This is a genomic window from Burkholderia sp. Ac-20353, from assembly GCF_017104785.1.
Taxonomy (GTDB): domain Bacteria; phylum Pseudomonadota; class Gammaproteobacteria; order Burkholderiales; family Burkholderiaceae; genus Burkholderia.
Genome location: NZ_JAAGPL010000054.1, coordinates 1 through 24,452 on the forward strand (window position 1 = coordinate 1; position 24,452 = coordinate 24,452).

Consider the following 24,452-nt stretch of genomic DNA (forward strand, 5'->3'; position numbering starts at 1 on the left):
CAGCCCGTGCGCGGACAGCTGACGCTGCTGCCGGCGGGCAGCACGGCGCCGCTCGACTGCCCGGTCATCGGCGACGGCTACGCGGTGCCGCTCGACGACGGCACGCTGCTGATCGGCGCGACGTTCGAACCGGACGACCTCGATCCCGCGCTGCGCCCGGCCGGCCACGCCGAAAACCTCGCGCGGGTCCGGCATCTGCTGCCGGGCCTGATCGGCGACGTGCCGCCCGTCGACAGCCTGCGCGGGCGTGTCGCGTTCCGCTGGGTCGCCGGCGACCGGCTGCCGATGATCGGGCCGCTCGCGGACGAAACGCTGGCGGTTGCGAACGCGAAGGCGCTGAGCGGCGCGAAGGCCCGCGACCTGCCGCGCACCGAGGGCCTCTACGGCGCCTTCGGCTACGGTTCGCGCGGCCTTGTCTGGGCCGCGCTCGGCGCCGAGCTGATCGCGTCGCAGCTCGAAGGCGAGCCGTGGCCACTCGAGCGCGAGCTTGCCGAAGCGATCGATCCCGCGCGCTTCCTGATCCGCGCGCTGCGCGCGCGACGGGTGAGCGCGGCCGACTGACGCGCATCACCTTCATCTCACAGTTCACCGATTCCGCCGCACCAGGTTATCCACCCGCACCTGTGGATAACCGCGCGGAAACCGTGCGCATTCCGTGTGCAATCACAGTGGACGTAAACTGGGTAACGCCACAGCACTGTGAAACGGCCCGAAAGTTACTCCAATCGATCCGCTGTGCGCAAACAGCCTGTGCAGCGGGTTATGGTTTTGCCAACGTGTTGATCTGTCGACGTAAACCGGAGTTATCCACAGAACAGTGCGCGTCTTGTTAACTTCTACTACGTATGTATACAGGTAAACCTTTGAATTGAAAGGCATGCCGCCGCACAGCGCGGCGATTCGCCTGATCAAAGGGTTCCAGTCCCGAAAACCTGTGGCACAATCGGATTCCTTCGCGTTCGTCCGGCCAGGCGCCGGACATGCTTCAATGGAACGGTCGGCACGATTTCGAATCTGAATCTTCGAGATCGCGCAGTCCATTCACACATCAGGCCGACAATCCAGATCGGCACACCTGAGCGACATCTCCGCCGTCCGGCGGCGCAGGCGATTCTTCCCATGTCCTGCGGTCGACCACAACAATCACATTCGGGGCAATACCCAGCCGGCGTGCATCTCGATCCTGACGCTTGACCCTGCGTTGCTGGCGGTTGCTTCCAAAGGAGAATCACCACGATGAAGTCGGCGTTCTCATTCCTGCCCAATTGGCCGCTGTCGCCGGATCCCGTGTTCTGGGCCGGGCTCGCGCTGTTCGCCGCGGGCCTGTGCGGCGAGCTGTGCTATCGCGCGTGGCGGCTGCCACGCATCACCGGTTATGCAGTGATCGGCCTGATCGCCGGGTCGTTCGGTTTCGGCGTGATCGACGCCAGCACCGACGAAACCTCGCGTCTGCTGATCGACGTCGCGCTCGGCCTGCTGCTGTTCGAGCTCGGCAGCCGCCTCGACCTGCGCTGGATCCGCCGCAATCCATGGCTGATCGCGTCGAGCCTCGCCGAAGCGACGCTCACGTTCGTGCTCGTGCTGTTCATGCTGCTCGCGCTCGGCATCTCGGGAATGGTCGCGCTCGTGCTGTCGGCGATCGCGATCGCAACCTCGCCGTCGATGGTGATCCAGCTGAGGACCGAGCTGCGCGCGGAAGGGCAGGTGTCGCAACGCCTGATCACGCTGACCGCGCTCAACAGCGTCTATGCGGTCGTGCTGACCAAGCTCGTGACGAGCTGGCTGCACCAGGAGGCGTACGGCAACGTGTTCGCGACGGTGCTGCAGCCCGTCTACCTGCTGGTCGGTTCGTTCGTCGTCGCGTATCTCGTCGCGCGCGCGTGCATCTACCTGTTCCGCCACATGACCGCGACGATGCGCGACGAGCATTCGTTCGTCGCGCTGTTCGGGCTCGTGATGCTCGCGATCGCGGTCGCGCAGGCGCTGAAGCTGTCGACACTGCTCACGCTGCTGCTCGCCGGCATCATCGTGAAGAACCTCGAAGCGCGTCCGCAGCTGTGGCCCGAACATTTCGGCACCGCCGGCTGGCTGCTGACGGTGATCCTGTTCGTGCTCACGCTGACCTCGTTCACGTGGGGCGACATCGCGCACGGCGGCCTGTTCGCGGTCGCGCTGATCGTCACGCGGGTCGTCGCGAAGCTGGCGGGTGTCATGATGTTCGCGAAACCGAGCGGGATCGGCACGAAGCAGGGCATCGCGCTCGGCCTCGCGCTGTCGCCGATGTCCGCGCTCGCGTACCTGCTCGTCGACGACACCTACCAGCTCTACCCGAATTTCGATCCCCACTTGCGCGCGATCGTGATGTGCGCGATCGTGGTCCTGCAACTCGTCGGGCCGTTCCTCGTCTACCGCTGCCTGTCGGCGGTCGGCGAACGTAGAGACAGCAACTGACTTTCGGAAACTGCCATGGCACTCGAAACCTTCGTCAATTCCGAGCCGTTCACGTTCGGCGTCGAACTGGAGATCCAGGTCGTCAACACGCACAACTACGATCTGACGAAAGCCGCGTCCGACCTGATGCGGCTGATCCAGGGCGAGACCTTCCCCGGCAACATCACGCCGGAAATCACCGAAAGCATGATCGAGCTGTCGACCGGCATCTGCCATTCGCACGAGCAGGCGGTCGGCGAGCTGCACGCGATCCGCGACGTGCTCGTGAAGGCGGCCGACCAGCTCAACGTCGGCCTGTGCGGCGGCGGTACGCACGCGTTCCAGCAGTGGAGCGAACGGCAGATCTACGACGCGCCGCGCTTCCAGTACATCTCCGAACTGTACGGCTACCTCGCCAAACAGTTCACCGTGTTCGGCCAGCACGTGCACATCGGCTGCCCGGACCCGGACAGCGCGCTGTTCCTGCTGCACTCGATGTCGCGCTTCATTCCGCATTTCATCGCGCTGTCCGCGTCGTCGCCGTTCGTGCAGAACGTCGACACGGGCTTCCACTCGGCGCGCCTGAACTCGGTGTTCGCGTTCCCGCTGTCGGGCCGCGCGCCGTTCGTGCTCACCTGGGACAGCTTCGAGGAGTACTTCATGAAGATGGTGAACACGGGCGTCGTCAATTCGATGAAGGACTTCTACTGGGACATCCGGCCGAAACCGGGCTACGGCACGATCGAGGTGCGCGTGATGGACACGCCGCTGTCGGTCGACCGCGCGGCGGCGATCGCGTGCTACATCCAGACGCTCGCGCGCTACCTGCTGACCGACCGGCCATTGAAGTTGTCCGAAGACGACTATCTCGTCTACACATTCAACCGCTTCGAAGCCTGCCGGTTCGGCCTCGAAGGCACCTGCGTGAATCCTCAGACTGGTGAGCGCCGCACGATCGCGGAGGACATCCTCGACACGCTCGACCGGATCGCGCCGCATGCGGCCGCGCTCGGCTCGCGCGCGGCGCTCGACGAGATCGGCGCGCTCGCGAAGGCGCGCGTGAACGACGCGTCGTGGCTGCGTACCGTGTTCAAGCAGGAAAAATCGCTGAACGAAACCGTCCGCCAGCAGTGCTTACGTTGGCGTGAATGAAAAATTGTTTTGCGGATTGCAGGCTCGACCGCGCGGCAATTCGCTGAACGGCAGTTGACGGATGTCAATGCCGAAATCGTTCCCAGGCCTGTCGGCGAGCTGTGGATAACACGATTTTCTGCTGCAAAGTCAAGCACCTGTGGAACGGATAACCCAGTGGACGATAATCGTCGGGCGGCAGGCCGGCGAATTCCGTAAAATGTTCGCCACTCCTCTATGGCGGTCAGACGGCATTACGCGCACAGCCGGTTTGTAGGGTTATTCAGCCGTTATCCACAGATTCGACTGGATAACTTAGCTGTGCGATTTTCCACTGTCGCTTAGAATGTCGGCTTTGCGGACACCGGAACGATATGTGTGCGACCGGTCGACGCGAATGCGGCCGCCGCATGTGCCTTGCGACGGTCGTGCCGGATGCGCTCGGTTCGGGGCATCCATTTTGAGAGAGAAATTCGATCTCCACACTACGGCCGTCCGGGCTTCCGGGCGGCGGCAAAGCGAAAAGACTATGAGCGAAGGCATTTACGGGAACCAGGCTGCAGGGCGCGTGACCCACAGTTTGCTGCGGTTGAGTACGGCCATGCGGAGTCAGGCATGGGATTGGGCGGAAGGCGCAGGCCTCACGCCGACGCAAGGCGAGATCCTGGTGCTGCTGCTGCAGCGCAAGGGCCCGATGCGGCTCGGCGAGATCGCGCGCGAGACGCAGCTCACCGCGGCGACGACGAGCGATGCAGTGAGCACGCTCGAGACCAAGGGTCTCGTCGAAAAGCGCCGTGCGCTGGACGACGGCCGTGCGCTCGCAGTGCGGCTGTCCGCCCGCGGCCGCACCGCGGCGAAGAAGGCGCTGCAGTGGCCGGAGTTCCTGACCAAGGCGGTCGGCTCGCTCGGCGCGGACGAGCAGGGCGCGCTGTACCGCGCGCTGCTGAAGACGCTGCGCGAGCTGCAGGTTGCGGGCGCGACGCCGCCGCACCGGATGTGCGTGACGTGCGCGCACTTCCAGCCGTCGAAGGCATCGAAGAAGGCGGCGGCGACGCATTTCTGCGTGGCGCTCGACGTGCCGCTCGCGGACAGCGACCTGCGTCTCGATTGTTCGGTACACGAAGAAGCTGACGCGGCGACGCAAAAGAAGATCTGGAAGATTTTCGCAGCCTGACGTCCGTCGATCGACCGGGAGGCCGATGATGAACGCTGAAGTCGTGGCGATCCGCCACGTGCATTTCGAAGACCTCGGCAGCTTCGAGCAGGTGCTCGGCGAACGGGGGAGGCGGGTGCGGTACGTCGATGTCGGATCGTCACGGGTCGAGGTGCTCGACGTGCGCGTGCCGTCGCTGTTCGTCGTGCTCGGCGGGCCGGTCAGCGTGTACGACGATGCGCAGTATCCGACGACCGCGCCGCTCGCGGCGCTCGTCAGGCAGCGCATCGATGCGGGGCTGCCGATCCTCGGCATCTGTCTCGGCGCGCAGTTCATCGCGCGCGCGCTCGGCGCGCGCGTCTACCCGGGCGCGCAGAAGGAACTCGGCTGGTCGCCGCTCACGCTCACCGACGCGGGCCGCGCGTCGCCGTTGCGCCATCTCGACGGCGCGGCGACGTCGATGCTGCACTGGCACGGCGACACCTTCGACCTGCCGGGCGGCGCGATCCATCTCGCGTCGACGCCCGCTTGCCGTCACCAGGCGTTCGCGTGGGGGCAGCATGTGCTGGCGCTGCAATGTCATCCGGAAATCCGGGCCGACCGCTTCGAACCCTGGCTGATCGGCAACGCCGGCGAAATTACCGCGACGCCGGGCATCGATGCGCGCCAGCTGCGCGCCGATACTGCGCAGCACGGCCCCGTGCTCGAGACGGCCGCACGGCGCATGTTCGCCGAATGGCTCGACAGCGTCGGGCTTTGACCTCGCCGGCCGCATCTGGCCAACCACACCTCGCCTGCCGCACCTCGCCGGCCGCACCTGACCAACCGCTTACGGCCGGCCCCGCCACCAGCGCGCTTCGCACGCGCGTGCTACGCTCAGCCGCTCTTTCCCCATTCCAGCGAGCGGCTTCCATGACAGCGCTGTTTACCCCGTTCACGTTGCGCAGTGTGACGCTTCCGAACCGGATCGTCGTGTCCCCGATGTGCCAGTATTCGGCCGAGCGCGGCGAGGCGACCGACTGGCACATGATCCACCTCGGCCATCTCGCGCTGTCCGGCGCCGGGCTGCTGTGCATCGAGGCAACCGCGGTCGAGCCGGACGGCCGCATCACGCCCGCCGACCTCGGCCTCTGGGACGACGTCACCGAAGCCGCGCTGAAACCGGTGCTCGCGGCGATCCGCAAGCATTCGCCGATCCGCGTCGCAATGCAGCTGTCGCATGCGGGGCGCAAGGCGTCGAGCCACGTGCCGTGGGAAGGCGGCCAGCTGATCGAAGTCGCGGACGGGGGGTGGCTGCCGCACGCGCCGTCGCCGGTGCCGCACAAGGACGGCGAGACACCGCCGCTCGCGCTCGACACGGCGGGACTCAACCGGATCCGCGACGCCTTCGCGGCGGCCGCGAAGCGTGCGGCGCGGCTCGGCATCGATGCGATCGAGGTGCATGCGGCGCATGGCTACCTGCTGCACCAGTTCCTGTCGCCGCTCGCGAACCGGCGTACTGACGAATATGGCGGTTCGCGCGAGAACCGGATGCGCTTTCCGCTCGAGATCTTCGAGATCGTGCGCGCGGCATTTCCGGAGGACCGGCCCGTTGGCGTGCGCGTGTCGGCGACCGACTGGGTCGAAGGCGGCTGGGAGCTCGACGATACGATCGCGTTCGCGCACGAACTGAAGCGCCGCGGCTGCGACTGGATCGACGTGTCGTCGGGCGGTGTATCGCCGCTGCAGAAGATCCCGCTGTCGCCGGGCTACCAGGTGCCTTTCGCGCAGGCGGTGAAGCGTGCGGTCGGGATGCCGACGGTCGCGGTCGGCCTCATCGACGACCCCGCGCATGCGAACCGGCTGGTCGACGCAGGCGATGCCGATCTCGTCGCGATGGCGCGCGCGATGCTGTACGACCCGCGCTGGCCGTGGCACGCGGCCGCGGCGCTCGGTGCGCAGGTGACGGCGCCGCCGCAGTACTGGCGTTCGCAGCCGCGCGAGCACAAGGCGCTGTTCGGCGACATCGCGTTCGGCCAGCGCTGAGTGGGCATTCGCGGTTGAACGAAACAATCCCGACCGTGTAGGATGCGGATGATTCGCCGCATGCCCTGACGCGGCGCCGATCGGCGCCGCGTTTTCATTTCCGGCGGGCCGGCGCGGGCGTACCGGCAAGTGAGTGCAGCGCTTCGGCGAAGCGTGGCTGTCACCGCGGCCATTTCCCTTTCAAGTCGTCTTCAGAAGAAGGATTCGTTCGATGAGTTCACGCAGGATCGCGGTGCGCCGCTCGGGAGTACACGGCAGGGGCGTGTTTGCCGTGGCGCCGATCAAGACCGGCGAGCGCGTTGTGGAATACAAGGGCGAACGAATTTCGTGGAAGGAAGCGCTGCGCCGCCATCCGCACGATCCGAACGATCCGAACCATACGTTCTACTTCGCGCTCGAGGAAGGCGGCGTGATCGACGGCAAGGTCGACGGCAACAGCGCGCGCTGGATCAACCATTCGTGCGCGCCGAACTGCGAGGCCGAGGAGGTCGACGGCCGCGTGTACATCCACGCGCTGCGCGACATCGAACCGGAAGAGGAGCTGTTCTACGACTACGGCCTCGTGATCGACGCGAAGCTCACGAAGAAGCTGAAGCGCGAATACGCTTGCCGTTGCGGCGCGGAATCGTGCCGCGGCACGATGCTCGCGACGTCCGAAGCGGACGCGAAGAAGAAAAAGAAGAAGGACGCGACCGCTTCGAGCGACAGGAAAAAGAAGAAGTGACGACGAGCGGCGCACGCGGTGCGCCGCTTTCCCCCGGTGCGCTCAGTGTGTCGGCGCTGCAGCCGGCTCCGTCGTTGCAGGCTTCGCCGCCTGCGTGACGAGCGGCACCCTCACCACGAACCGCGAGCCGCCCTCCGACGCGTCCTCGTACGACACGGTCCCGCCGTGCATCGCGATGATGTCATGCACGATCGCGAGGCCGAGGCCGGCGCCCGTCTCGACGCCGTTGCCGCTTTGCGCGTCGCCGCGGAAGAACCGCTTGAACAGGTCCGCCTGCTGGCTCGCGGGCACACCCGGGCCGTTATCCTCGACGACGATCTCCGCAGCCGGCTCGCCCGTGTCGAGCGCCGAGCGCGCGACGTTCACGGTGATCCGCGCGCCGTCCGGCCGCGCGAGCGGCACATACTTCAGCGCATTGTCGAGCAGGTTCGCGATCACCTCGCGCAGCAGCACGGGGTTGCCGCGCACGAGCAGCGCCCGGTCGTTGTCCGCCTCGTCGTCCGGCGGCTCGTCGCTGCGCTGGAAGCCGAGGTCGACATGCGACGCGAGCGCGCGCGGCACCCATTCGGCGCCGGTCTCGAACGCCATCGCGGCGAGGTCGACGTCGACGAAGCGCGCGGCCTGTTCGCCGGGCTCCGCCCGCGCGAGCGACAGCAGCTGGTTCGACAGCCGCACCGCGCGGTCCGCGGCCGCGCGCAGTTCGCGCACTGCGGCGAAGGTCTGTTGTGCGTCGCGCGCGACGGCGGCCTGTTCCGCATGCAGCTTTACCGCGGTGAGCGGTGTGCGCAGCTGGTGTGCGGCGTCGGCGATGAACTTGCGCTGCGCGTCGAGCGCGGTCTTCAGGCGCCCGAGCAGTGCGTTCATTGCGCTCGTCAGCGGCCGGATCTCGAGCGGCACGTCGGTCTCGTCGACGGGCTCCAGCGACGTATGGGTTTGCCGGTTGAGCGAATCGGCGAGATGCGTGAGCGGGCCGAGCTGCTGGTTCACGACGCGCCACACGATGCCCCAGCCCGCGAGCAGCAGCAGCAGCAGCGGCATCATGATCGCGATCAGGAATTCGGCGGCGATCCGGTAGCGGTGCCGGACCGGCTGCGCAACTTCGACGACCATCGGCTTGCCGCCGTCGACTTCGTCGACGCGTACCTGCGCGACGCGCACCGCGCGGTTGTCGTATTCGGCCTCGAACACGTACGCGTGATGCATGCGCCGCACGCTGGTGCCGCGCAGCGGCAGCTTCGGATCGCCGGCGAGTTCCTGCTCGCCGTCGCTGATCCGGTAGATCAGCGCTTCGGAGGGGTCGGAGAACATCGCCTGCGCGAGCGGCGGCACCGTGAACGGCGCGTCGGGGCCGGCGATCTGGATCTGTTTCGAGATCGCGGTGGCGAGATCCGCGAGCGAGCGGTCGATCACGTGCTGCGTGTATTGCCACGCGAGCCAGTACGCAATCAGTCCGCTCATCAGCGCGAGCATCGACAGCGGCGCGGCGAGGCGCCGCAATAGCGAACGGCGCAGGCTGGTCACAGCCGGATCAGAAGACATTTCGGGCAGGAAATGGATAAGCGCCGCTCACGGGGAGCGGCGCGGTCGGGCGGCGGGGCGGGCAGGCGGACGCCGGCGGAAGTCCGCCGGATCGCCCGCCGAGGGTCCGCGTCCGGTCAGACGCTGGCCGTCTGGCGGATTTCCTGCAGCAGGTAGCCGAAGCCACGCACCGTGACGATCTCGACACGGCACTGCTCGAGTTTCTTGCGCACGCGGTGCACGTAGACTTCGATCGCGGTGTCGCCGAGATCGCCGCCGAAGTGCGTCAGGTGATCCTGCAGCTGCGCCTTGCTGACGACGCGGCCATGACGCAGCAGCAGCATTTCGAGCACCGCGAATTCACGCGGCGACAGCTCGAGCGGCTTGTCGTCGTTGAAGATGCGGCGGTCGACGCCCGACAGGCGGACGCCGCCGAGCGACACTTCCGGACGCGGCATGTCGCTGTGCGGGCCGCTGCGGCGCATCACCGCGCGGATCCGCGCTTCGAGCTCGGCCGGCTCGAACGGTTTCAGCATGTAGTCGTCGGCACCCGAGTTCAGGCCCTGGATCCGGTCGTTCAGCTCGTCGCGCGCGGTCAGCACGATCACGGGCGTATGCCGGTTGGTCTGGCGGAAGCGGGTGAGCAGCGTCATGCCGTCGATGCCCGGCAGGCCGAGGTCGAGGATCACGAGCTCGTGACGGTTCTGCGCAAGCGCCTGCTCGGCAAAAATGCCATCGTGCACCATGTCGACGGTGAAGCCAGCCTGCTCGAGGCTGCTCTGGATACCGCGTGCAATGGGGCGGTCGTCTTCGATCAGAAGGAGTCGCATGAATATCGCTCAAGTACAATGGGTTGGCGGTTCAGGCACGCGGACAGCACGACGCCGTTTCCACAGGGCGCCGCCGCAAAGCCTGACGTCAAGCAGGCGGCCAGCGAACGATACAAACCAACCATGTCCGATATTTCGATCCACGACCTTGAAGCCGCGATCAATTTCTGGCGCGCCCGCTCGCCGTCGAGCGGCGACGAACTCAGACTCTGCGAAGAGGCTAGCGCGCTCTCCAAGCCGTATGCGCTGCTGATTGTACAGCGGCAAACCTCCGTGCAACTGGAAGGTTTGGACCCTAAGGCTCGGAAAGCGTGGGACGCTTACGTGCGCCTTAAGGAACGCTTGGAAAGCTGAAGGCTTTCGCTGAGTACATCGTAGGAAACGTTCAGCGAAATGAAAAGTTGACGTGCCGCGCGCGAGAATCGCACGCGGCAGGGAAAAACGTCAGGCGGCGGGTTTTGCGTGGGCGCCGGCCGCGTCGATGAAGTGGGCAAGCTCGATGTCGCGTTCGGTGAGGCCGTCCGCATCATGGGTCGACAGCGTGACGTCGACGCGGTTGTAGACGTTGAACCATTCCGGATGGTGGTTCATTTCCTGCGCCTTGATCGCGACGCGCGTCATGAAGCCGAACGCCTCGTTGAAATCGGCGAAGCGCAGGCTGCGCTGGATCGCATCGCGGCCCGGCACGGCCGTCCAGTGCGGCAGGCGCTCGAGTCGGGTCTTGCGTTCTTCTGATGTGAGTTTGTGGATCATCGTGCACCTCGTTCGGAAACGGCGGGCTGCGCGCGACAAGCGTCGCGCGGCAGCATCGCCGGCACCGACCATTCTTCCATAGTTGTGTGTCAGGCGTCGGCGCGGCCGGCACCCGTGCCGCGATGCAGCACACGGTCGGTGTCGAGCACCGCGCCGGCCGCGTATTCGGGCAGGCCCGCGAGCCGGTCGGCGAGCGCGCGGCCGTCGACGTGTGCGAGCGCGAACAGCTGCGCGAAGTCGTCGATCACGAAGTAGGTCTGCTGGAACGTGTCGATCCGGTATTGCGTGCGCATCACGCGCTCGAGGTCGAAGCCGAGCCGGTTCGGCGCCGCGCTTTCCAGGCTGTACAGGCTTTCGCCCTTGCTCGACACGATCCCCGCGCCGTAGATCGACAGCCCGTTCGTGCCGCGCGGGTCGCGGATCAGCCCGAATTCGACCGTGTACCAGTAGAGGCGCGCGAGCCGCGCGAGCGCGTCGGCATCGTCGGCGACCGCGAGCGCGACACGGCCGTACGCCTGCATGTAGTCGGCGAACACGGGGTTGATCAGCAGCGGCACATGGCCGAACAGGTCGTGGAAGCAGTCCGGTTCCTGCAGGTAGTCGAGCTGGTCGGGGCGGCGCATCCACCAGGTGACCGGAAAGCGCCGGTTCGCGAGATGCTCGAAGAACACGCGATCGGGCACGAGCCCCGGCACCGCGACGATCTCCCAGCCGGTCGCCGGTTTCAGCTGACGGTTGACGTCCGCGAACGACGGCACGCGGTCGGCGGGGAGGTCGATCTTCGCGAGCCCGGCGACGAACGCGTCGCACGCGCGACCCTGCAGCAGCGCGGACTGGCGCGCATAGAGCTGATGCCACACCGCGTGGTCGACCTGGCCGTAGCGTTCGAGCGGCTGGTCGATGGTGAAATCGGCGCGGGTTTCAAGACCCGCGTCGAACTGTTCCTGCAGTTTCGCGGTGACGACGGTGGACATGTTCGGCTCTGCACGCAGCGGTTGGGATGCATGCAAGTGTAGAGCGTGGTCCGCGCGGATTGGGCGCAAAATTGGCGATGATTTGCATGTTAATGCGATAATCGCGCATCAAACCATCGAATCACGCGGAGAATTCTCATGTTGGAACTCGATCACTTCGATCTGGCGCTCCTCGACGTGCTGCAGCGCTTCGGCCGGGCCACGCATCAGCAGCTCGGCGAGGAGGTGCCGCTGTCGCCGTCGCAGATCGGCCGGCGCCTGCAGCGGCTCGAGGCCGCGGGCGTGATCGAGGGCTACCGCGTGATGCTGCGGCCGGAGAAGCTCGGGCTCGGCGTCACCGCGTTCACGAGCCTGAAGCTCAAGCACCACGGCGATTCGATCATCGAGCAGTTCCAGCAGCAGATCGACGTGCTGCCCGAGGTGCTCGAATGCCACGCGGTGGTTGGCGACGCGGACTACCTGCTGCGGATCGTCGCGCCCGACCTGAACGCGCTGTCGCAGTTCGTGATGAAGAAGCTGATGCGCGTGCCGGGCGTCGACAGCGTGCGCTCGAACATCGTGCTGACGACCTTCAAGCGCAACGGGCCGCTGCCGCTCGCGCATCTGGAGCCGGGCGCGGCGTGACGGCGGCTCGCAACGAGCCGCCGCGTTGCCCGGGCATGCTCAGGCAGCCGTTTCCGGCGCGTCGGCGTTCAGCAGGTCGACATACGCGACCGCGACAAGGTCGTCGTGCGGCACGCCGAGCTTCGCGAACATCTCGTGCGCTTCGGCTTCGCCGGCTGCTTCTTCCTCGTCCGGCGCGAGCACGACTTCCAGCTCGATGAAGTCGCCGAGGCCGTCCACGCGGTCGAGGTGAATGCGCGTGCGGCCCACGAGGTACACGTGCCGCTCCTTCGTGACGATGCCGCGCGTCGTCAGCGCGGTCGCGAGCAGTGCGTGCATCGCGTCCGGGTTCGTCACGGGGCTGCGCGTGTAGTACGACGCCTTCGGGCCGTCGCGGTCGTCGCGCTGGTAGAAGATCAGCTCGGCCGGCGTGCCGTCCTCGAAGCGGCGCAGCTTCAGCCGGCCGCGCGGCACGTCGTAGAAGAAATCCTGCTGGCGGTAGAAGAGCGGCGCGTCGGTGGCGAGCGCCGCCGCGCGTTCGCGCAGACGGTCGAATTCGCGGGCGCGGGCTTTGATCTCGATGTTACGGGCCATGCGGGTCTCCTTCGGGAGGCAAGGGTCTGACGAGGGCGAACGCACAATCTAGCAAAAACCACGCGACGGCGGCGTGACGACGTGATGCCGACCCTGCCGGCGCACGCGAGGCCTCCGTCATCAGCATCGCTCATGTCGTCCACTGCGCTTCGATCAGCCGCAGCGCGGCCGCGATCGCCGGCTCGTCGCGCCGCGCGGCGAGCGTCACGAACGTCAGCTCGGTCGGCACCGTCACGTGCTCGACGATCGTCAGCGCGTGCGCATGCGCTTCGGCCAGCGCGGTCGCGTCGCGCGCGAGCGTGAGCCCGATCCCCGATTTGACGAGATCCAGCATCGACTGCTCCTGGTCGACCTCGGCGACCTTCGCCGGCTGCGCGCCAGCTTGCGCGAACCGGCGCGACAGCAGCCGGTGATGCGCAGACTGCGGCGGCGTCCAGATCCACGGCAGCGCGGCGAGCGCGCGCCAGTCCTGCGCGCGCTGCACGCGCTCCTTCCAGCCGGCCGGCGCGAGCACCCGGTACTGGAAATGCGTGAGCGTGACGGTGTGAAACAGCGCACCGTCGCGCGGCTCGTCCTCGCCAGGCTGGCCGATGTAGTAGCCGACGTCGAGCGCCTGCGCGCGCACCTGCTCGAGCACCCAGCCCGACATCCCGTGCCGCAGCGCCGTCTCGATCTGCGGATGGGTCTCGACGAGCGCGCGCAGGAAGCCGCCGAGCCGCAGGAATTGCGGGTCGAGGATCGTGCCGATCCGCAGCCGCCCGCGCACCTCGTGCCGCAGCGCGGCGGCCGCGCGCTGCACGTCGGCCGCCGCGGCGAGCGCGCGTTCCGCGTGCGGCAACAGCGTCTGGCCGTCGCGCGTGAGCGCGAGCCCGCGTGACGTGCGCGTGAACAGCACGACGCCGAGCGCAGCCTGCAGATGCTTGATCTGCAGGCTGACGGCCGGCTGCGTGACGTGCAGCTGCTCGGCGGCGCGCGTCAGGTTCCCTTCGCGCGCGACCGTGGCGAAGGCTCGGAGCAGGGTGAGGTCCATCGTCGTGATCGTTCCTGATATAAGCGTTGCTTATAACGCATTTGAGCATAACTCATTGGATTGGTGGCGCGTATGGGGGGTACGCTTCATCGGTCACGTGTCGGGCGGCAACGGCAGCCGCCGCCCGAAGCGCTATGCTGGAATTGGCCGCGGCGCGCTTGCGCGCGGCACACAACAAACGAGGGGACAGGCCGTGAACACTGAACGGACGCTCGAGGGCGAATTCGATTACGTGATCGTTGGCGCGGGCACCGCGGGCTGCGTGCTCGCGAACCGTCTGACCGAAGATCCGGACATCCGCGTGCTGCTGCTCGAAGCCGGCGGCAAGGACGACTATCACTGGATCCACATCCCGGTCGGCTATCTGTATTGCATCGGCAACCCGCGCACCGACTGGCTCTACAAGACGCAGCCGGAAGCGAGGCTGAACGGCCGCGCACTGGCGTACCCGCGCGGCCGCGTGCTCGGCGGCTCGTCGTCGATCAACGGGATGATCTACATGCGCGGCCAGCGCGACGACTACGACGGCTGGGCGCGCGAGACCGGCGACGCGGGCTGGTCGTGGGACAGTGTGCTGCCGATCTTCAAGCGCAGCGAGGATCATCATGCGGGCGCGAGCGACGCGCACGGCGCGGGCGGCTACTGGCGCGTCGAGAAGCAGCGGCTGCGCTGGGAGATACTCGAATCGTTCGCGCAGGCCGCGCAGCAGACCGGCATTCCGGCAACCGACGATTTCAACCGCGGCGACAACGCCGGCGTCGGCTACTTCGAGGTGAACCAGAAGCGCGGCGTGCGCTGGAATGCGTCGAAGGCATTCCTGCGTCCGGCGATGTCGCGGCCGAACCTGACCGTGATCACCGGTGCGCACGCGCAGCGCGTGATCTTCGACGGCCGGCGCGCGGTCGGCGTCGAATATCGCGGCGGCGGCACCGATTTCGTCGCACGCGCGCGCGCCGAGGTGCTGCTGACGTCCGGCGCGGTCAATTCGCCGCAGCTGCTGGAGTTGTCCGGGATCGGCGACGGCGCCCGGCTGCAGGCACTCGGCATCGGCGTCGTGCAGGACTTGCGCGGCGTCGGCGAAAACCTGCAGGATCACCTTCAGCTCAGGATGGCGTTTCGCGTCGACGGCGTGCGTACGCTCAACACGCTGGCCGCGCACTGGTGGGGCAAGCTCGCGATCGGCGTCGAATATGCGCTGCTGCAGCGCGGGCCGATGTCGATGGCGCCGTCGCAGCTCGGCGCGTTCGCGAAATCCGATCCGGACGATCCGGCGCTCACGCGCGCCGACCTCGAATATCACGTGCAGCCGCTGTCGCTCGAGCGCTTCGGCGAGCCGCTGCACAGCTTCAACGCGTTCACCGCGTCGGTCTGCCATCTGCGGCCGACGTCGCGCGGCAGCATCCACATCGCGAGCGCCGATCCGGGCGCCGCGCCCGCGATCGCGCCGAACTATCTGTCGACCGACTACGATCGTCACGTGGCCGCGAACGCGCTACGGCTGACGCGGCGGATCGCGTCCGCGCCGGCGCTCGCGCGCTACCGCCCCGAGGAGATCCTGCCGGGCCCGCGCTACCAGAGCGAGGCGGAGCTGATCGACGCGGCGGGCGCGGTCGGCACGACGATCTTCCACCCGGTCGGCACTTGCCGGATGGGCCGCGCGGACGACGAGCGCGCGGTGGTCGACAGCCGGCTGCGCGTGCGCGGCGTCGCCGGGCTGCGGGTCGTCGATGCGTCGGTGATGCCGTTCATCACGTCGGGGAACACCAATTCGCCGACGCTGATGATCGCGGAACGCGCGAGCGACATGATCCGCGCCGATCGCCGTGCGGCGCGCGACGCGACGCAGGTGCGCAGCGATGCGACCGTGTCCGCCGCGTGACATCCGCGACAGTGTGCCGACAGGCGGGCGCAAGCTAATTCGATATGCGTATCAACATGGCGGCCCGCCGATTATTTCGGTTTAAAAAATATTGGGAGAGATACGCCGCGCAATAGCGTGTCGGAAACATGCGTGATTCTTGTTGCGTAATCGCGCGCAAATGGAATGCGAACGCCGCTGCCGCGCGCCGCGCAGCGGCGTGGCTGCACGCGCACGCGCAATGCGAACGGCACGTATCGCGAAAAAAAACATTCCGTAAAACGGCGTTCCGATCCGTTCGATATAGCGGCCAGCCCTATAAGTGCAAATCCCGATGATTGCACTGCACCAACGGCGCGACAATGTTCCGCAGTGTGCATGTGCGCCGGCGCGGGAGACCACCCTCCGGGCGTGACACAAAACTCGGGGGCAGCCTTACACATCCGCTGACATGTTCGCGGCCGCTTGCGCGACTCCTCCCAGTGCTTCGCCTGACTTCGTACGGAAGGGAACATGATTCTCGGCGACACGATTCTCGAAACACGCGGACTGACGAAGGAATTCAAGGGCTTCACCGCCGTGAACGGCGTCAACCTGCGTGTGCGGCGCGGCTCGATCCATGCATTGATCGGACCGAACGGCGCGGGCAAGACGACCTGCTTCAACCTGCTGACCAAATTCCTGACGCCGACGGCGGGCCAGATCGTCTTCAACGGCATCGACATCACGCACGAGCGGCCCGCGCAGGTCGCGCGGCGCGGCATCATCCGTTCGTTCCAGATCTCCGCAGTGTTTCCGCACCTGAGTGCGTTGCAGAACGTGCGCCTCGGCCTGCAGCGCGCACTCGGCACCGAATTCCATTTCTGGCGCAGCGAGCGCTCGCTGAAGGCACTCGACGACCGTGCGATGGACCTGCTCACGCAGGTCGGCCTCACCGATTTCGCGCACGTGCCGACCGTCGAGCTCGCATACGGGCGCAAGCGTGCGCTCGAGATTGCGACGACGCTCGCAATGGAGCCCGAACTGATGCTGCTCGACGAGCCCACGCAAGGAATGGGCCACGAGGATGTCGATCGCGTGACGGCGCTGATCAAGAAGGTCGCGAGCGGCCGCACGATCCTGATGGTCGAACACAACATGAACGTGATTGCCGGCATCTCGGACACGATCACCGTCCTGCAGCGCGGCGAGGTGCTCGCCGAGGGCTCGTACGCGGAGGTGTCGAAGAACCCGCTCGTCGTGGAGGCATACATGGGCAGTGCCGACGCGGCGCTCGCGGGGGCGCACGCATGAAGCGCAGCGAACGGGAGGAACGCGAATTGAGCGGCGTCGAAAGCGGCACGCCTGCGCTGGAGATCTCGGGCCTCGAAGCCTGGTACGGGGAATCCCACATATTGCATGGCGTCGACCTGACCGTGCACCGCGGCGAGGTCGTCACGCTGCTCGGCCGCAACGGCGCGGGCCGCACGACGACGCTGCGCGCGATCATGGGCCTGACCGGCCGGCGCAACGGCTCGATCAAGGTCGCGGGCAACGAGACGATCGGCCTGTCGACGCACCGGATCGCGCATTTCGGCGTCGGGTATTGCCCGGAGGAGCGCGGGATCTTCTCGAGCCTGTCGTGCGAGGAGAACCTGATGCTGCCGCCGCTGATCGGGCCGCGCGAGCACGCGATGTCGCTCGACGACATCTACGCGATGTTTCCGAACCTCGCGACGCGGCGACAAAGCCAGGGCACGCGGCTGTCGGGCGGCGAGCAGCAGATGCTCGCGGTCGCGCGGATCCTGCGCACCGGCGCGAACCTGCTGCTGCTCGACGAGATCTCCGAGGGCCTCGCGCCCGTGATCGTGCAGACCCTCGCGAAGATGATCCTGACGCTGAAGGCGCGCGGCTACACGATCGTGATGGTCGAACAGAATTTCCGCTTCGCCGCGCCGCTTGCCGACCGTTTCTACGTGATGGAGCATGGCCGGATCGTCGAGCATTTCGGCGCGGCCGAGCTCGAAAGCAAGATGCCGGTCCTGCACGACCTGCTCGGCGTGTGACGCCACCTCCGGCCGCTAGCCGTGGCGGCCCTCGAATAACCACAACGCATCAGAAGAACAGGAGACGTCAATGAAAATGAAGACCCTCGCGCGCGCCTGTCTCGGGCTCGCGGCCGCCGCGTTCACCGCCGGCGCCGCGCAGGCCGCGGACACCGTGAAGATCGGTTTCATCACCGACATGTCGGGGCTTTACGCGGACATCGACGGGCAGGGTGGCCTCGAGGCGATCCGCATGGCGGTGGCCGACTTCGGCGGCAAGGTGCTCGGCAAGCCGATCGAGGTCGTGTACGCGGATCACCAGAACAAGGCGGACATCGCGGCGTCGAAGGCGCGCGAGTGGATGGATCGCGGCGGGCTCGACCTGCTCGTCGGCGGCACGAACTCGGGGACCGCGCTGGCGATGAACCAGGTCGCCGCGGAGAAGAAGAAGGTCTACATCAACATCGGCGCGGGCGCGGACACGCTGACGAACGAGCAGTGCACGCCGTACACGGTGCACTACGCGTACGACACGATGGCGCTCGCGAAGGGCACGGGCTCGGCGGTGGTGAAGCAGGGCGGCAAGTCGTGGTTCTTCCTGACTGCCGACTATGCGTTCGGCAAGGCGCTCGAGAAGAACACGTCGGACGTCGTGAAGGCGAACGGCGGCCAGGTGCTCGGCGCGGTGCGGCACCCGCTGTCCGCGTCGGACTTCTCGTCGTTCCTGCTGCAGGCGCAATCGTCGAAGGCGCAGATCCTCGGCCTGGCGAACGCGGGCGGCGACACGATCAATGCGATCAAGGCCGCGAAGGAATTCGGCATCACGAAGACGATGAAGCTCGCCGCGCTGCTGATGTTCATCGACGACGTGCACAGCCTCGGCCTCGAGACGACGCAGGGCCTCGTGCTGACCGACAGCTGGTACTGGAACCGCGATCCGGTGTCGCGCCAGTGGGCGCAGCGCTACTTCGGCAAGATGAAGAAGATGCCGTCGAGCCTGCAGGCCGCCGACTATTCGTCGGTGACGACCTACCTGAAGGCGGTGCAGGCGGCCGGCACGACCGACTCCGACAAGGTGATGGCCGAGCTGAAGAAGCTGAAGATCAACGACTTCTACGCGAAGGGCTATATCCGCACCGACGGCAGCATGATCCACGACATGTATCTGATGGAGGTGAAGAAGCCGTCCGAATCGAAGGAGCCTTGGGATTACTACAAGGTGCTCGCGACGATTCCGGGCGAACAGGCATTCACGACGAAGCAGGAAACGCGCTGCGCGCTGTGGAAGTAAGCGGGCTGTCGCGGCGCGCAGCGTGATGCGCGTCGCGGCGGCGGGCAGGCAGGGCGGGGCGGCCGCAGCCCCCGCCGTTGCCTCATGTGCGTGCGTTTGCGCGTGCGCTACACTCTGGTTGCGTGCGCAACGAACCTCACTGTGACGGCAGAATCGATGGAAATCTTTGGCATTCCGTTGCCGGCGATGCTGAGCCAGCTGTTGCTCGGGCTCGTCAACGGCTCGTTCTACGCGATCCTGAGCCTCGGGCTCGCGGTGATCTTCGGGCTGCTCAACGTGATCAACTTCGCGCACGGCGCGCTGTTCATGCTCGGCGCGATGCTCGCGTGGATGGGGCTGTCGTATTTCGGGCTGCCGTACTGGGCGATGCTCGTGCTCGCACCGCTCGTCGTCGGCGTGTTCGGGATCGTCATCGAGCGCTCGATGCTGCGCTGGCTGTACAAGCTCGACCACCTGTACGGGCTGCTGCTGACGTTCGGCCTCACGCTCGTCGTCGAGGGCGTGTTCCGCTCGGTCTACGGCTCGTCGGGCCAGCCGTACGACGTGCCGTCGCAGCTCGCCGGTGCGACCAATCTCGGCTTCATGTTCCTGCCGAACTATCGCGCGTGGGTGGTCGTCGCGTCGCTCGCGGTGTGCCTCGCGACATGGTTCGTGATCGAGAAGACCCGCCTCGGCGCGTACCTGCGCGCGGGCACCGAGAATCCGAAGCTCGTCGAGGCGTTCGGCGTGAACGTGCCGATGATGATCACGCTCACCTACGGCTTCGGCGTTGCGCTTGCCGCGTTCGCGGGCGTGCTGGCCGCGCCGGTGATCCAGGTGTCGCCGCTGATGGGCCAGCCGATGATCATCACCGTGTTCGCGGTGGTCGTGATCGGCGGGATGGGCTCGATCCTCGGCTCGATCCTGACGGGCCTGATGCTCGGCGTGATCGAGGGCTTTACGCGGGTGTTCTATCCGGAGGCGTCGGCGACGGTCGTGTTCGTGATCATGGCGATCGTGCTGCTGATCCGTCCGGCAGGCCTCTTCGGCAAGGAAAAATGATGCAGAGAAAAGTGCTCTACGGCGTGCTGCTGGCCGCGCTGCTGGCCGCGCCGTTCATCGGTGCGTATCCGGTGTTCGTGATGAAGGTGCTCACGTTCGCGCTGTTCGCCGCCGCGTTCAACCTGCTGATCGGCTATACGGGGCTGCTGTCGTTCGGCCACGCGATGTTCCTCGCGACGGCCGGCTACCTGACCGGCTATTCGATGCAGACGCTCGGCGCGACGCCCGAGCTCGGCGTGCTCGCGGGCACCGCCGCGGCGACGCTGCTCGGGCTCGTCGTCGGCCTGTTCGCGATCCGTCGGCAGGGTATCTACTTCGCGATGATCACGCTCGCGTTCGCGCAGATGGTGTACTTCATCTACCTGCAGGCACCGTTCACGCACGGCGAGGACGGCCTGCAGGGCGTGCCGCGCGGCCGGCTGTTCGGCGTGCTCGACCTGTCGTCGGACCTCGCGCTCTACTACGTCGTGCTCGCGGTGATCGTCGCCGCGTGCGCGTTCATCGTGCGGGTCGTTCATTCGCCGTTCGGGCAGGTGCTTGTCGCGATCAAGGAGAACGAGGCGCGGGCGATTTCGCTCGGCTACGATACGGACCGCTTCAAGCTGCTCGCGTTCGTGCTGTCGGCCGGCCTCGCGGGGCTCGCCGGCGCGCTGAAGGTGCTCGTGCTCGGCTTCGAGACGCTCTCCGACGCGTACTGGACGATGTCGGGCCTCGTCGTGCTGATGACGCTCGTCGGCGGGATGGGCACGCTGTTCGGCCCGCTGGTCGGCGCGGCGCTGATCGTCGCGCTCGAGGACAGGCTCGGCGACATCGGCGAATGGCTCGCGTCGCTGACGGGCATCGGCTGGTTTCACTCGCTCGGCGAGTCCGCGACGATCGTCACCGGGCTGATCTTCATCGCGTGCGTGCTCGCGTTCCGGCGCGGGATCGTCGGCGAAATGATCGCGCGATACAAGCCGCTCCGGGCCTGACGGGTCGTTTTGCGTCGGGTATTCGCAAGCGTTCGGGATGTGGGCAGGCAGTGGTCGCGCGTTGATGCGAAGCACCATCGAACGATGGTTGCGCATGCATCGACGTGCTCGCCGGCCGGCGTGGCGTGGCCAGCCGCTGCCCCATTTTCGTGCGGCGATGCACCATAGGGGTAAATGCTAAGTTGCCGCAGTATGAAAGCTCCTTTAATCTTCGTCTCAGTTCTGATGCACCGCGAAACGATTTTGCAGGTGGAGAACGAGGAGACAATCGAGGCACAAAGTGCCCGAACCCAAAGCGCTGTTGGACGGAATCCAACAGCGCTTTTTCATTTGTGTGCGCGTTTTCCTGGCGATGGTGCATCGGCGGGGCGCGCGTTCCGTCATGCAGTCGCTGTCCGGCGCACTGTCTCTCCGTTCCCTCGTTTCACGATCACGTCACGACGCGAACCCGCGTGCATGCTTCGGGCTTACCCGGTTGGCGCACCCGGAACGCGTCCGTTACACTCGCCTTTCACCGACTGAGCGGTCGGGAATACGGTCGGCAGTTCTCCTACAAGCAGAATGCAGAAGAAGGAGTGCGGTTGGATGAGAAGCGCAGCGCGACGGATCGGAGTCAACGTGGCGGCCAAGGCCGCAGAGGCGGTGCCACACGTGCACGTGCGGGCCGGCATGCGGAGATCCGCTGCGGTTGCGGCTGCACCGGCCCCCATGACCGGCGCGCACGTCCTTGCGTGGGCGCGGAAGGCGCATGACGCGATTCTCGTCGATCCAGCGTGTGCCCGACACGCATGAGCGCCCCGTATTCCATTGCACGACCTGCCGACCATGCTCTTCATGCATGCATCACGCCGCGGCCCCGCAGCCCGGCGGCTTGCCATTGCTTCGGCCCTTTCCTGATGGCGATCCCGACTCCTTCATCCTGGCGACACGGCGGCCGCAGATCGTTGCGTACGCCCGTTTCGTGCGCAACGACCTGCGATCGGCGTTGGAGTGGCCTTTGATGGGCCTGCACGGTGCCGTCGCGCGCCGTACTGCGCCGCGAGCGGTGCGGTGCCGGCTGGAGGGCGTTTCACGGGAAAACGAGCGTAGGCGTGGTCATGCGGGATAGTTAAATTATTAACTTGTTTGAGAGTCGGGCGCCGCCCGCGCGCCCCGAGGATTTTTCGAGCAGCGTTTGGAGACACGTAATGAAAATGAATCGATGGATGGAGGCCGTGCTCGCCGCAGGCCTCGTGTGCGCGGCGGCGACGGCGTCGGCGCAGGTGAAGATCGGCGTGACGCTGTCGGCGACCGGGCCGGCCGCGTCGCTCGGCATCCCGGAAAAGAACACGATCGCGCTGCTGCCGAAGGAAATCGCCGGCAAGAGCGTGCAGTACATCGTGCTCGACGATGCGTCAGACACGAGCCGCGCGGTGCAGAACGTGCGCAAGCTGATCGACGAGGACCACGTCGACGCGATCATTGGTTCGTCGGTCACGCCGAACTCGCTCGCGATGCTCGATCCGGTGTCGCAGGGCAAGACGCCGGCGATTTCGCTCGCGGCGAGCGCGCAGATCATCACGCCGATGGACGCGAAGCGCGCGTGGATGTTCAAGGTGCCGCAGAACGACCAGCTGATGGCCGATGCGATCGCCGGCTACATGGCGAAGCACGGCGTGAAGAGCGTCGGCTTCATCGGCTTCGCCGACGCATACGGCGACAGCTGGTACAACACGTTCAACGCGGCGGCCGCCCGGAACGGGATCAAGATCCTGTCGAACGAGCGCTATAACCGCACGGATGCGTCGGTGATGGGGCAGGTGCTGAAGCTGATCGGCTCGAACCCCGACGCGGTGCTGATCGCCGGCTCGGGCACGCCGGCAGCATTGCCGGCGAAGACGCTGAAGGAGCGCGGCTACAAGGGCAAGGTGTACCAGACGCACGGCGTCGCGAACAACGACTTCCTGCGCGTGTGCGGCAAGGATTGCGACGGCGAGATCCTGCCGGCGGGCCCCGTGCTCGTGACCGACCAGCTGCCGGATTCGAATCCGGTGAAGAAGCCGTCGCAGGCATACAAGGCGGCTTACGAGAAGGCGTACGGCGCGGGTTCGGTGTCGACGTTCGGCGGCCATGCGTGGGATGCCGGCATGCTGCTGCAGCGGGCGATTCCGGACGCGCTGAAGAAGGGCCAGCCGGGCACCGAGGCGTTCCGCGAAGCGTTGCGCACGTCGCTCGAGAGCGTGAAGGATCTGCCCGTATCGCACGGCGTGATCAACACGACGCCGACCGATCACAACGGCTTCGATACGCGCGCGCGCGTGATGGTGCAGATCGTCGACGGCAAGTGGAAGCTGCAGGCCGAGTGAGTTCCACGTGAACAGGGCAGGCGCGCGCGTCGTGAAGGATGCTGCGCGCCGGCCGGCGATCGCCGTTTTTCCCGCAGCCTTCTCGATACACGAAACGTATGGATCTCTCGATTGCGGCGATCCTCGCGCAAGACGGCATCACGACCGGCGCCATTTATGCATTGTTGTCGCTGGCGCTCGTGCTGGTGTTTTCCGTCACGCGGGTGATCTTCATTCCCCAGGGCGAGTTCGTCGCCTACGGTGCGCTGACGCTGGCCGCGTTGCAGGCGCAGAAATTCCCCGCCACCTGTTGGCTGCTGTTCGTGATGGGCATCGCGTGCTTCGTGCTTGAAGTCGGCGGCCTGGTCCGGCATCGCGAACGACGTCACGCGCTCGGGCGCACGCTGACGACGCTTGGCAGCCGCTACGTGCTGATGCCGCTCGCGGTGTTCGCGGTCACGCGCAGCGTTGCCGCGCAGCCGCTGCCGATGCTTGCGCAGATCGCGCTGACGCTCGCGATCGTCGTGCCGATGGGGCCGTTCGTCTACCGGCTCGTCTACCAGCCGGTGGCCGAGGCGACGACACTGCTGCTGCTGATCGTGTCGGTCGCCGTCCATTTCGCGATGGTGGGCCTCGGGCTCGTGATGTTTGGCGCCGAAGGTTCGCGCACGAATGCGTTCGCGGATGCGTCGCTGTCGGTCGGCGGCTTGACGATCTCGCTGCAGAGCATCCTGGTGGTCGTCACGGCGCTCGTGATGATCGCGGCGCTGTACCTGTACTTCGGCCGTACGATCGCCGGCAAGGCGCTGCGCGCGACGTCGGTGAACCGGCTCGGTGCACGGCTCGTCGGCATCGGCACGACGGAAGCGGGGCGCCTTGCGTTCACGCTCGCGGCGGGGCTCGGCGTGCTGTCCGGCATCCTAGTCGGGCCGCTGGCGACGATCTACTACGACTCGGGCTTCCTGATCGGCCTGAAGGGCTTCGTCGGCGCGATCATCGGCGGGCTCGTCAGCTATCCGCTCGCGGCGGCGGGCTCGCTGCTCGTCGGCGTGCTCGAATCCTATTCGTCGTTCTGGGCGAGTGCATACAAGGAAGTGATCGTGTTCACGCTGATCATTCCGGTGCTGCTGTGGCGCAGCTTCGCGACGCCGCACGCGGAAGAGGACGAGGAGTGACGC

At 66.5% G+C, this 24,452-nt stretch carries 23 protein-coding genes; 17 read left to right on the plus strand and 6 right to left on the minus strand.

The features are described 5' to 3' along the window. The 7 genes from mnmC to G3N94_RS17505 form a co-directional block, all read left to right on the plus strand. Positions 1–561 (plus strand): FAD-dependent 5-carboxymethylaminomethyl-2-thiouridine(34) oxidoreductase MnmC (gene mnmC, locus G3N94_RS17475; RefSeq protein WP_205793879.1); only part of this gene is annotated, 561 nt, incomplete at its 5' end. Positions 562–1,236: 675 nt separating this feature from the next. Continuing rightward, positions 1,237–2,451 carry a cation:proton antiporter gene (locus tag G3N94_RS17480; protein ID WP_205793880.1) on the plus strand — a complete coding sequence of 405 codons (1,215 nt, stop codon included), beginning with the start codon at positions 1,237–1,239 and terminating at the stop codon, positions 2,449–2,451. Between the two features lie 15 nt (positions 2,452–2,466). Continuing rightward, the gene (locus tag G3N94_RS17485; RefSeq protein ID WP_205793881.1) at positions 2,467–3,582 is read left to right on the plus strand and encodes a YbdK family carboxylate-amine ligase; all 1,116 of its coding nucleotides are present in this window, start codon (positions 2,467–2,469) and stop codon (positions 3,580–3,582) included. A gap of 508 nt (positions 3,583–4,090) precedes the next feature. Then, positions 4,091–4,735 (plus strand): MarR family winged helix-turn-helix transcriptional regulator, encoded by a 645-nt coding sequence (locus G3N94_RS17490; RefSeq protein ID WP_205793882.1) that lies wholly within the window; start codon positions 4,091–4,093, stop codon positions 4,733–4,735. A gap of 28 nt (positions 4,736–4,763) precedes the next feature. Beyond that, positions 4,764–5,474, plus strand: coding sequence for a glutamine amidotransferase (locus G3N94_RS17495; RefSeq protein WP_205793911.1), 711 nt, complete (start codon positions 4,764–4,766; stop codon positions 5,472–5,474). A 152-nt stretch (positions 5,475–5,626) separates the two neighbouring features. Continuing rightward, entirely contained in the window at positions 5,627–6,739 is a 1,113-nt protein-coding gene (locus tag G3N94_RS17500; protein ID WP_205793883.1) for an NADH:flavin oxidoreductase/NADH oxidase, read from the plus strand. Between the two features lie 211 nt (positions 6,740–6,950). Continuing rightward, positions 6,951–7,463 (plus strand): SET domain-containing protein-lysine N-methyltransferase, encoded by a 513-nt coding sequence (locus tag G3N94_RS17505; protein ID WP_205793884.1) that lies wholly within the window; start codon positions 6,951–6,953, stop codon positions 7,461–7,463. 42 nt (positions 7,464–7,505) lie between these two features. Here the strand turns inward: G3N94_RS17505 and G3N94_RS17510 are convergent, their stop codons facing one another. Together G3N94_RS17510 and G3N94_RS17515 are read right to left on the minus strand one after the other, a co-directional pair. Continuing rightward, positions 7,506–9,002, minus strand: a complete 1,497-nt coding sequence (locus G3N94_RS17510) for a sensor histidine kinase (protein WP_205793885.1) — start codon at positions 9,000–9,002, stop codon at positions 7,506–7,508. Positions 9,003–9,118: 116 nt separating this feature from the next. Beyond that, positions 9,119–9,811, minus strand: a complete 693-nt coding sequence (locus tag G3N94_RS17515) for a response regulator transcription factor (protein ID WP_006401494.1) — start codon at positions 9,809–9,811, stop codon at positions 9,119–9,121. Between the two features lie 123 nt (positions 9,812–9,934). Here G3N94_RS17515 and G3N94_RS17520 point away from each other — a divergent pair, with 123 nt between their 5' ends. Then, entirely contained in the window at positions 9,935–10,165 is a 231-nt protein-coding gene (locus G3N94_RS17520; protein ID WP_205793886.1) for a DUF3717 domain-containing protein, read from the plus strand. A gap of 90 nt (positions 10,166–10,255) precedes the next feature. On the opposite strand, the gene G3N94_RS17525 is transcribed toward G3N94_RS17520, so the two are convergent. Together G3N94_RS17525 and phhA are read right to left on the minus strand one after the other, a co-directional pair. Then, positions 10,256–10,636 (minus strand): 4a-hydroxytetrahydrobiopterin dehydratase, encoded by a 381-nt coding sequence (locus tag G3N94_RS17525; RefSeq protein WP_277398551.1) that lies wholly within the window; start codon positions 10,634–10,636, stop codon positions 10,256–10,258. 17 nt (positions 10,637–10,653) lie between these two features. Then, positions 10,654–11,538 carry a phenylalanine 4-monooxygenase gene (gene phhA, locus G3N94_RS17530; protein ID WP_241021910.1) on the minus strand — a complete coding sequence of 295 codons (885 nt, stop codon included), beginning with the start codon at positions 11,536–11,538 and terminating at the stop codon, positions 10,654–10,656. A gap of 138 nt (positions 11,539–11,676) precedes the next feature. Between phhA and G3N94_RS17535 the strand changes: the two genes are divergently transcribed. Then, positions 11,677–12,162, plus strand: coding sequence for an Lrp/AsnC family transcriptional regulator (locus G3N94_RS17535; RefSeq protein WP_010093131.1), 486 nt, complete (start codon positions 11,677–11,679; stop codon positions 12,160–12,162). 39 nt (positions 12,163–12,201) lie between these two features. On the opposite strand, the gene G3N94_RS17540 is transcribed toward G3N94_RS17535, so the two are convergent. Together G3N94_RS17540 and G3N94_RS17545 are read right to left on the minus strand one after the other, a co-directional pair. Further along, positions 12,202–12,735, minus strand: a complete 534-nt coding sequence (locus G3N94_RS17540) for a class IV adenylate cyclase (protein ID WP_205793888.1) — start codon at positions 12,733–12,735, stop codon at positions 12,202–12,204. Between the two features lie 130 nt (positions 12,736–12,865). Beyond that, positions 12,866–13,765 (minus strand): LysR family transcriptional regulator, encoded by a 900-nt coding sequence (locus G3N94_RS17545; protein ID WP_205793889.1) that lies wholly within the window; start codon positions 13,763–13,765, stop codon positions 12,866–12,868. 193 nt (positions 13,766–13,958) lie between these two features. Here G3N94_RS17545 and G3N94_RS17550 point away from each other — a divergent pair, with 193 nt between their 5' ends. From G3N94_RS17550 to G3N94_RS17585, 8 genes are all read left to right on the plus strand, one after another. Then, positions 13,959–15,644 (plus strand): GMC family oxidoreductase N-terminal domain-containing protein, encoded by a 1,686-nt coding sequence (locus G3N94_RS17550; protein WP_205793890.1) that lies wholly within the window; start codon positions 13,959–13,961, stop codon positions 15,642–15,644. Between the two features lie 492 nt (positions 15,645–16,136). Continuing rightward, on the plus strand, positions 16,137–16,916 hold the full coding sequence (locus tag G3N94_RS17555; protein WP_205793891.1) for an ABC transporter ATP-binding protein: 780 nt from the start codon (positions 16,137–16,139) through the stop codon (positions 16,914–16,916). Continuing rightward, entirely contained in the window at positions 16,913–17,668 is a 756-nt protein-coding gene (locus tag G3N94_RS17560; protein WP_205793892.1) for an ABC transporter ATP-binding protein, read from the plus strand. Before G3N94_RS17555 ends, G3N94_RS17560 begins: the two co-directional genes overlap by 4 nt. A 70-nt stretch (positions 17,669–17,738) precedes the next feature. Beyond that, positions 17,739–18,938 carry an ABC transporter substrate-binding protein gene (locus tag G3N94_RS17565; RefSeq protein ID WP_205793893.1) on the plus strand — a complete coding sequence of 400 codons (1,200 nt, stop codon included), beginning with the start codon at positions 17,739–17,741 and terminating at the stop codon, positions 18,936–18,938. Between the two features lie 156 nt (positions 18,939–19,094). Next, the gene (locus tag G3N94_RS17570; RefSeq protein ID WP_124598921.1) at positions 19,095–19,979 is read left to right on the plus strand and encodes a branched-chain amino acid ABC transporter permease; all 885 of its coding nucleotides are present in this window, start codon (positions 19,095–19,097) and stop codon (positions 19,977–19,979) included. After that, positions 19,979–20,950 (plus strand): branched-chain amino acid ABC transporter permease, encoded by a 972-nt coding sequence (locus G3N94_RS17575; RefSeq protein ID WP_205793912.1) that lies wholly within the window; start codon positions 19,979–19,981, stop codon positions 20,948–20,950. The genes G3N94_RS17570 and G3N94_RS17575 overlap by 1 nt, the downstream gene beginning before the upstream one ends. 1,187 nt (positions 20,951–22,137) lie before the next feature. Continuing rightward, on the plus strand, positions 22,138–23,295 hold the full coding sequence (locus G3N94_RS17580; protein ID WP_205793894.1) for an ABC transporter substrate-binding protein: 1,158 nt from the start codon (positions 22,138–22,140) through the stop codon (positions 23,293–23,295). 98 nt (positions 23,296–23,393) lie between these two features. After that, positions 23,394–24,449 (plus strand): branched-chain amino acid ABC transporter permease, encoded by a 1,056-nt coding sequence (locus tag G3N94_RS17585; protein ID WP_205793895.1) that lies wholly within the window; start codon positions 23,394–23,396, stop codon positions 24,447–24,449. Positions 24,450–24,452: the final 3 nt, after the last annotated feature.

What these genes read in the sequence shown, in the direction of transcription:
- G3N94_RS17480 (WP_205793880.1), top strand. Translation starts at nt 1,237, where the DNA reads ATGAAGTCGGCGTTCTCATTCCTGCCCAATTGGCCGCTGTCGCCGGAT.
- G3N94_RS17485 (WP_205793881.1), top strand. Translation starts at nt 2,467, where the DNA reads ATGGCACTCGAAACCTTCGTCAATTCCGAGCCGTTCACGTTCGGCGTC.
- G3N94_RS17490 (WP_205793882.1), top strand. Translation starts at nt 4,091, where the DNA reads ATGAGCGAAGGCATTTACGGGAACCAGGCTGCAGGGCGCGTGACCCAC.
- G3N94_RS17495 (WP_205793911.1), top strand. Translation starts at nt 4,764, where the DNA reads ATGAACGCTGAAGTCGTGGCGATCCGCCACGTGCATTTCGAAGACCTC.
- G3N94_RS17500 (WP_205793883.1), top strand. Translation starts at nt 5,627, where the DNA reads ATGACAGCGCTGTTTACCCCGTTCACGTTGCGCAGTGTGACGCTTCCG.
- G3N94_RS17505 (WP_205793884.1), top strand. Translation starts at nt 6,951, where the DNA reads ATGAGTTCACGCAGGATCGCGGTGCGCCGCTCGGGAGTACACGGCAGG.
- G3N94_RS17510 (WP_205793885.1), bottom strand. Translation starts at nt 9,002, where the DNA reads ATGTCTTCTGATCCGGCTGTGACCAGCCTGCGCCGTTCGCTATTGCGG.
- G3N94_RS17515 (WP_006401494.1), bottom strand. Translation starts at nt 9,811, where the DNA reads ATGCGACTCCTTCTGATCGAAGACGACCGCCCCATTGCACGCGGTATC.
- G3N94_RS17520 (WP_205793886.1), top strand. Translation starts at nt 9,935, where the DNA reads ATGTCCGATATTTCGATCCACGACCTTGAAGCCGCGATCAATTTCTGG.
- G3N94_RS17525 (WP_277398551.1), bottom strand. Translation starts at nt 10,636, where the DNA reads ATGGTCGGTGCCGGCGATGCTGCCGCGCGACGCTTGTCGCGCGCAGCC.
- phhA (WP_241021910.1), bottom strand. Translation starts at nt 11,538, where the DNA reads ATGTCCACCGTCGTCACCGCGAAACTGCAGGAACAGTTCGACGCGGGT.
- G3N94_RS17535 (WP_010093131.1), top strand. Translation starts at nt 11,677, where the DNA reads ATGTTGGAACTCGATCACTTCGATCTGGCGCTCCTCGACGTGCTGCAG.
- G3N94_RS17540 (WP_205793888.1), bottom strand. Translation starts at nt 12,735, where the DNA reads ATGGCCCGTAACATCGAGATCAAAGCCCGCGCCCGCGAATTCGACCGT.
- G3N94_RS17545 (WP_205793889.1), bottom strand. Translation starts at nt 13,765, where the DNA reads ATGGACCTCACCCTGCTCCGAGCCTTCGCCACGGTCGCGCGCGAAGGG.
- G3N94_RS17555 (WP_205793891.1), top strand. Translation starts at nt 16,137, where the DNA reads ATGATTCTCGGCGACACGATTCTCGAAACACGCGGACTGACGAAGGAA.
- G3N94_RS17560 (WP_205793892.1), top strand. Translation starts at nt 16,913, where the DNA reads ATGAAGCGCAGCGAACGGGAGGAACGCGAATTGAGCGGCGTCGAAAGC.
- G3N94_RS17565 (WP_205793893.1), top strand. Translation starts at nt 17,739, where the DNA reads ATGAAAATGAAGACCCTCGCGCGCGCCTGTCTCGGGCTCGCGGCCGCC.
- G3N94_RS17570 (WP_124598921.1), top strand. Translation starts at nt 19,095, where the DNA reads ATGGAAATCTTTGGCATTCCGTTGCCGGCGATGCTGAGCCAGCTGTTG.
- G3N94_RS17575 (WP_205793912.1), top strand. Translation starts at nt 19,979, where the DNA reads ATGCAGAGAAAAGTGCTCTACGGCGTGCTGCTGGCCGCGCTGCTGGCC.
- G3N94_RS17580 (WP_205793894.1), top strand. Translation starts at nt 22,138, where the DNA reads ATGAAAATGAATCGATGGATGGAGGCCGTGCTCGCCGCAGGCCTCGTG.
- G3N94_RS17585 (WP_205793895.1), top strand. Translation starts at nt 23,394, where the DNA reads ATGGATCTCTCGATTGCGGCGATCCTCGCGCAAGACGGCATCACGACC.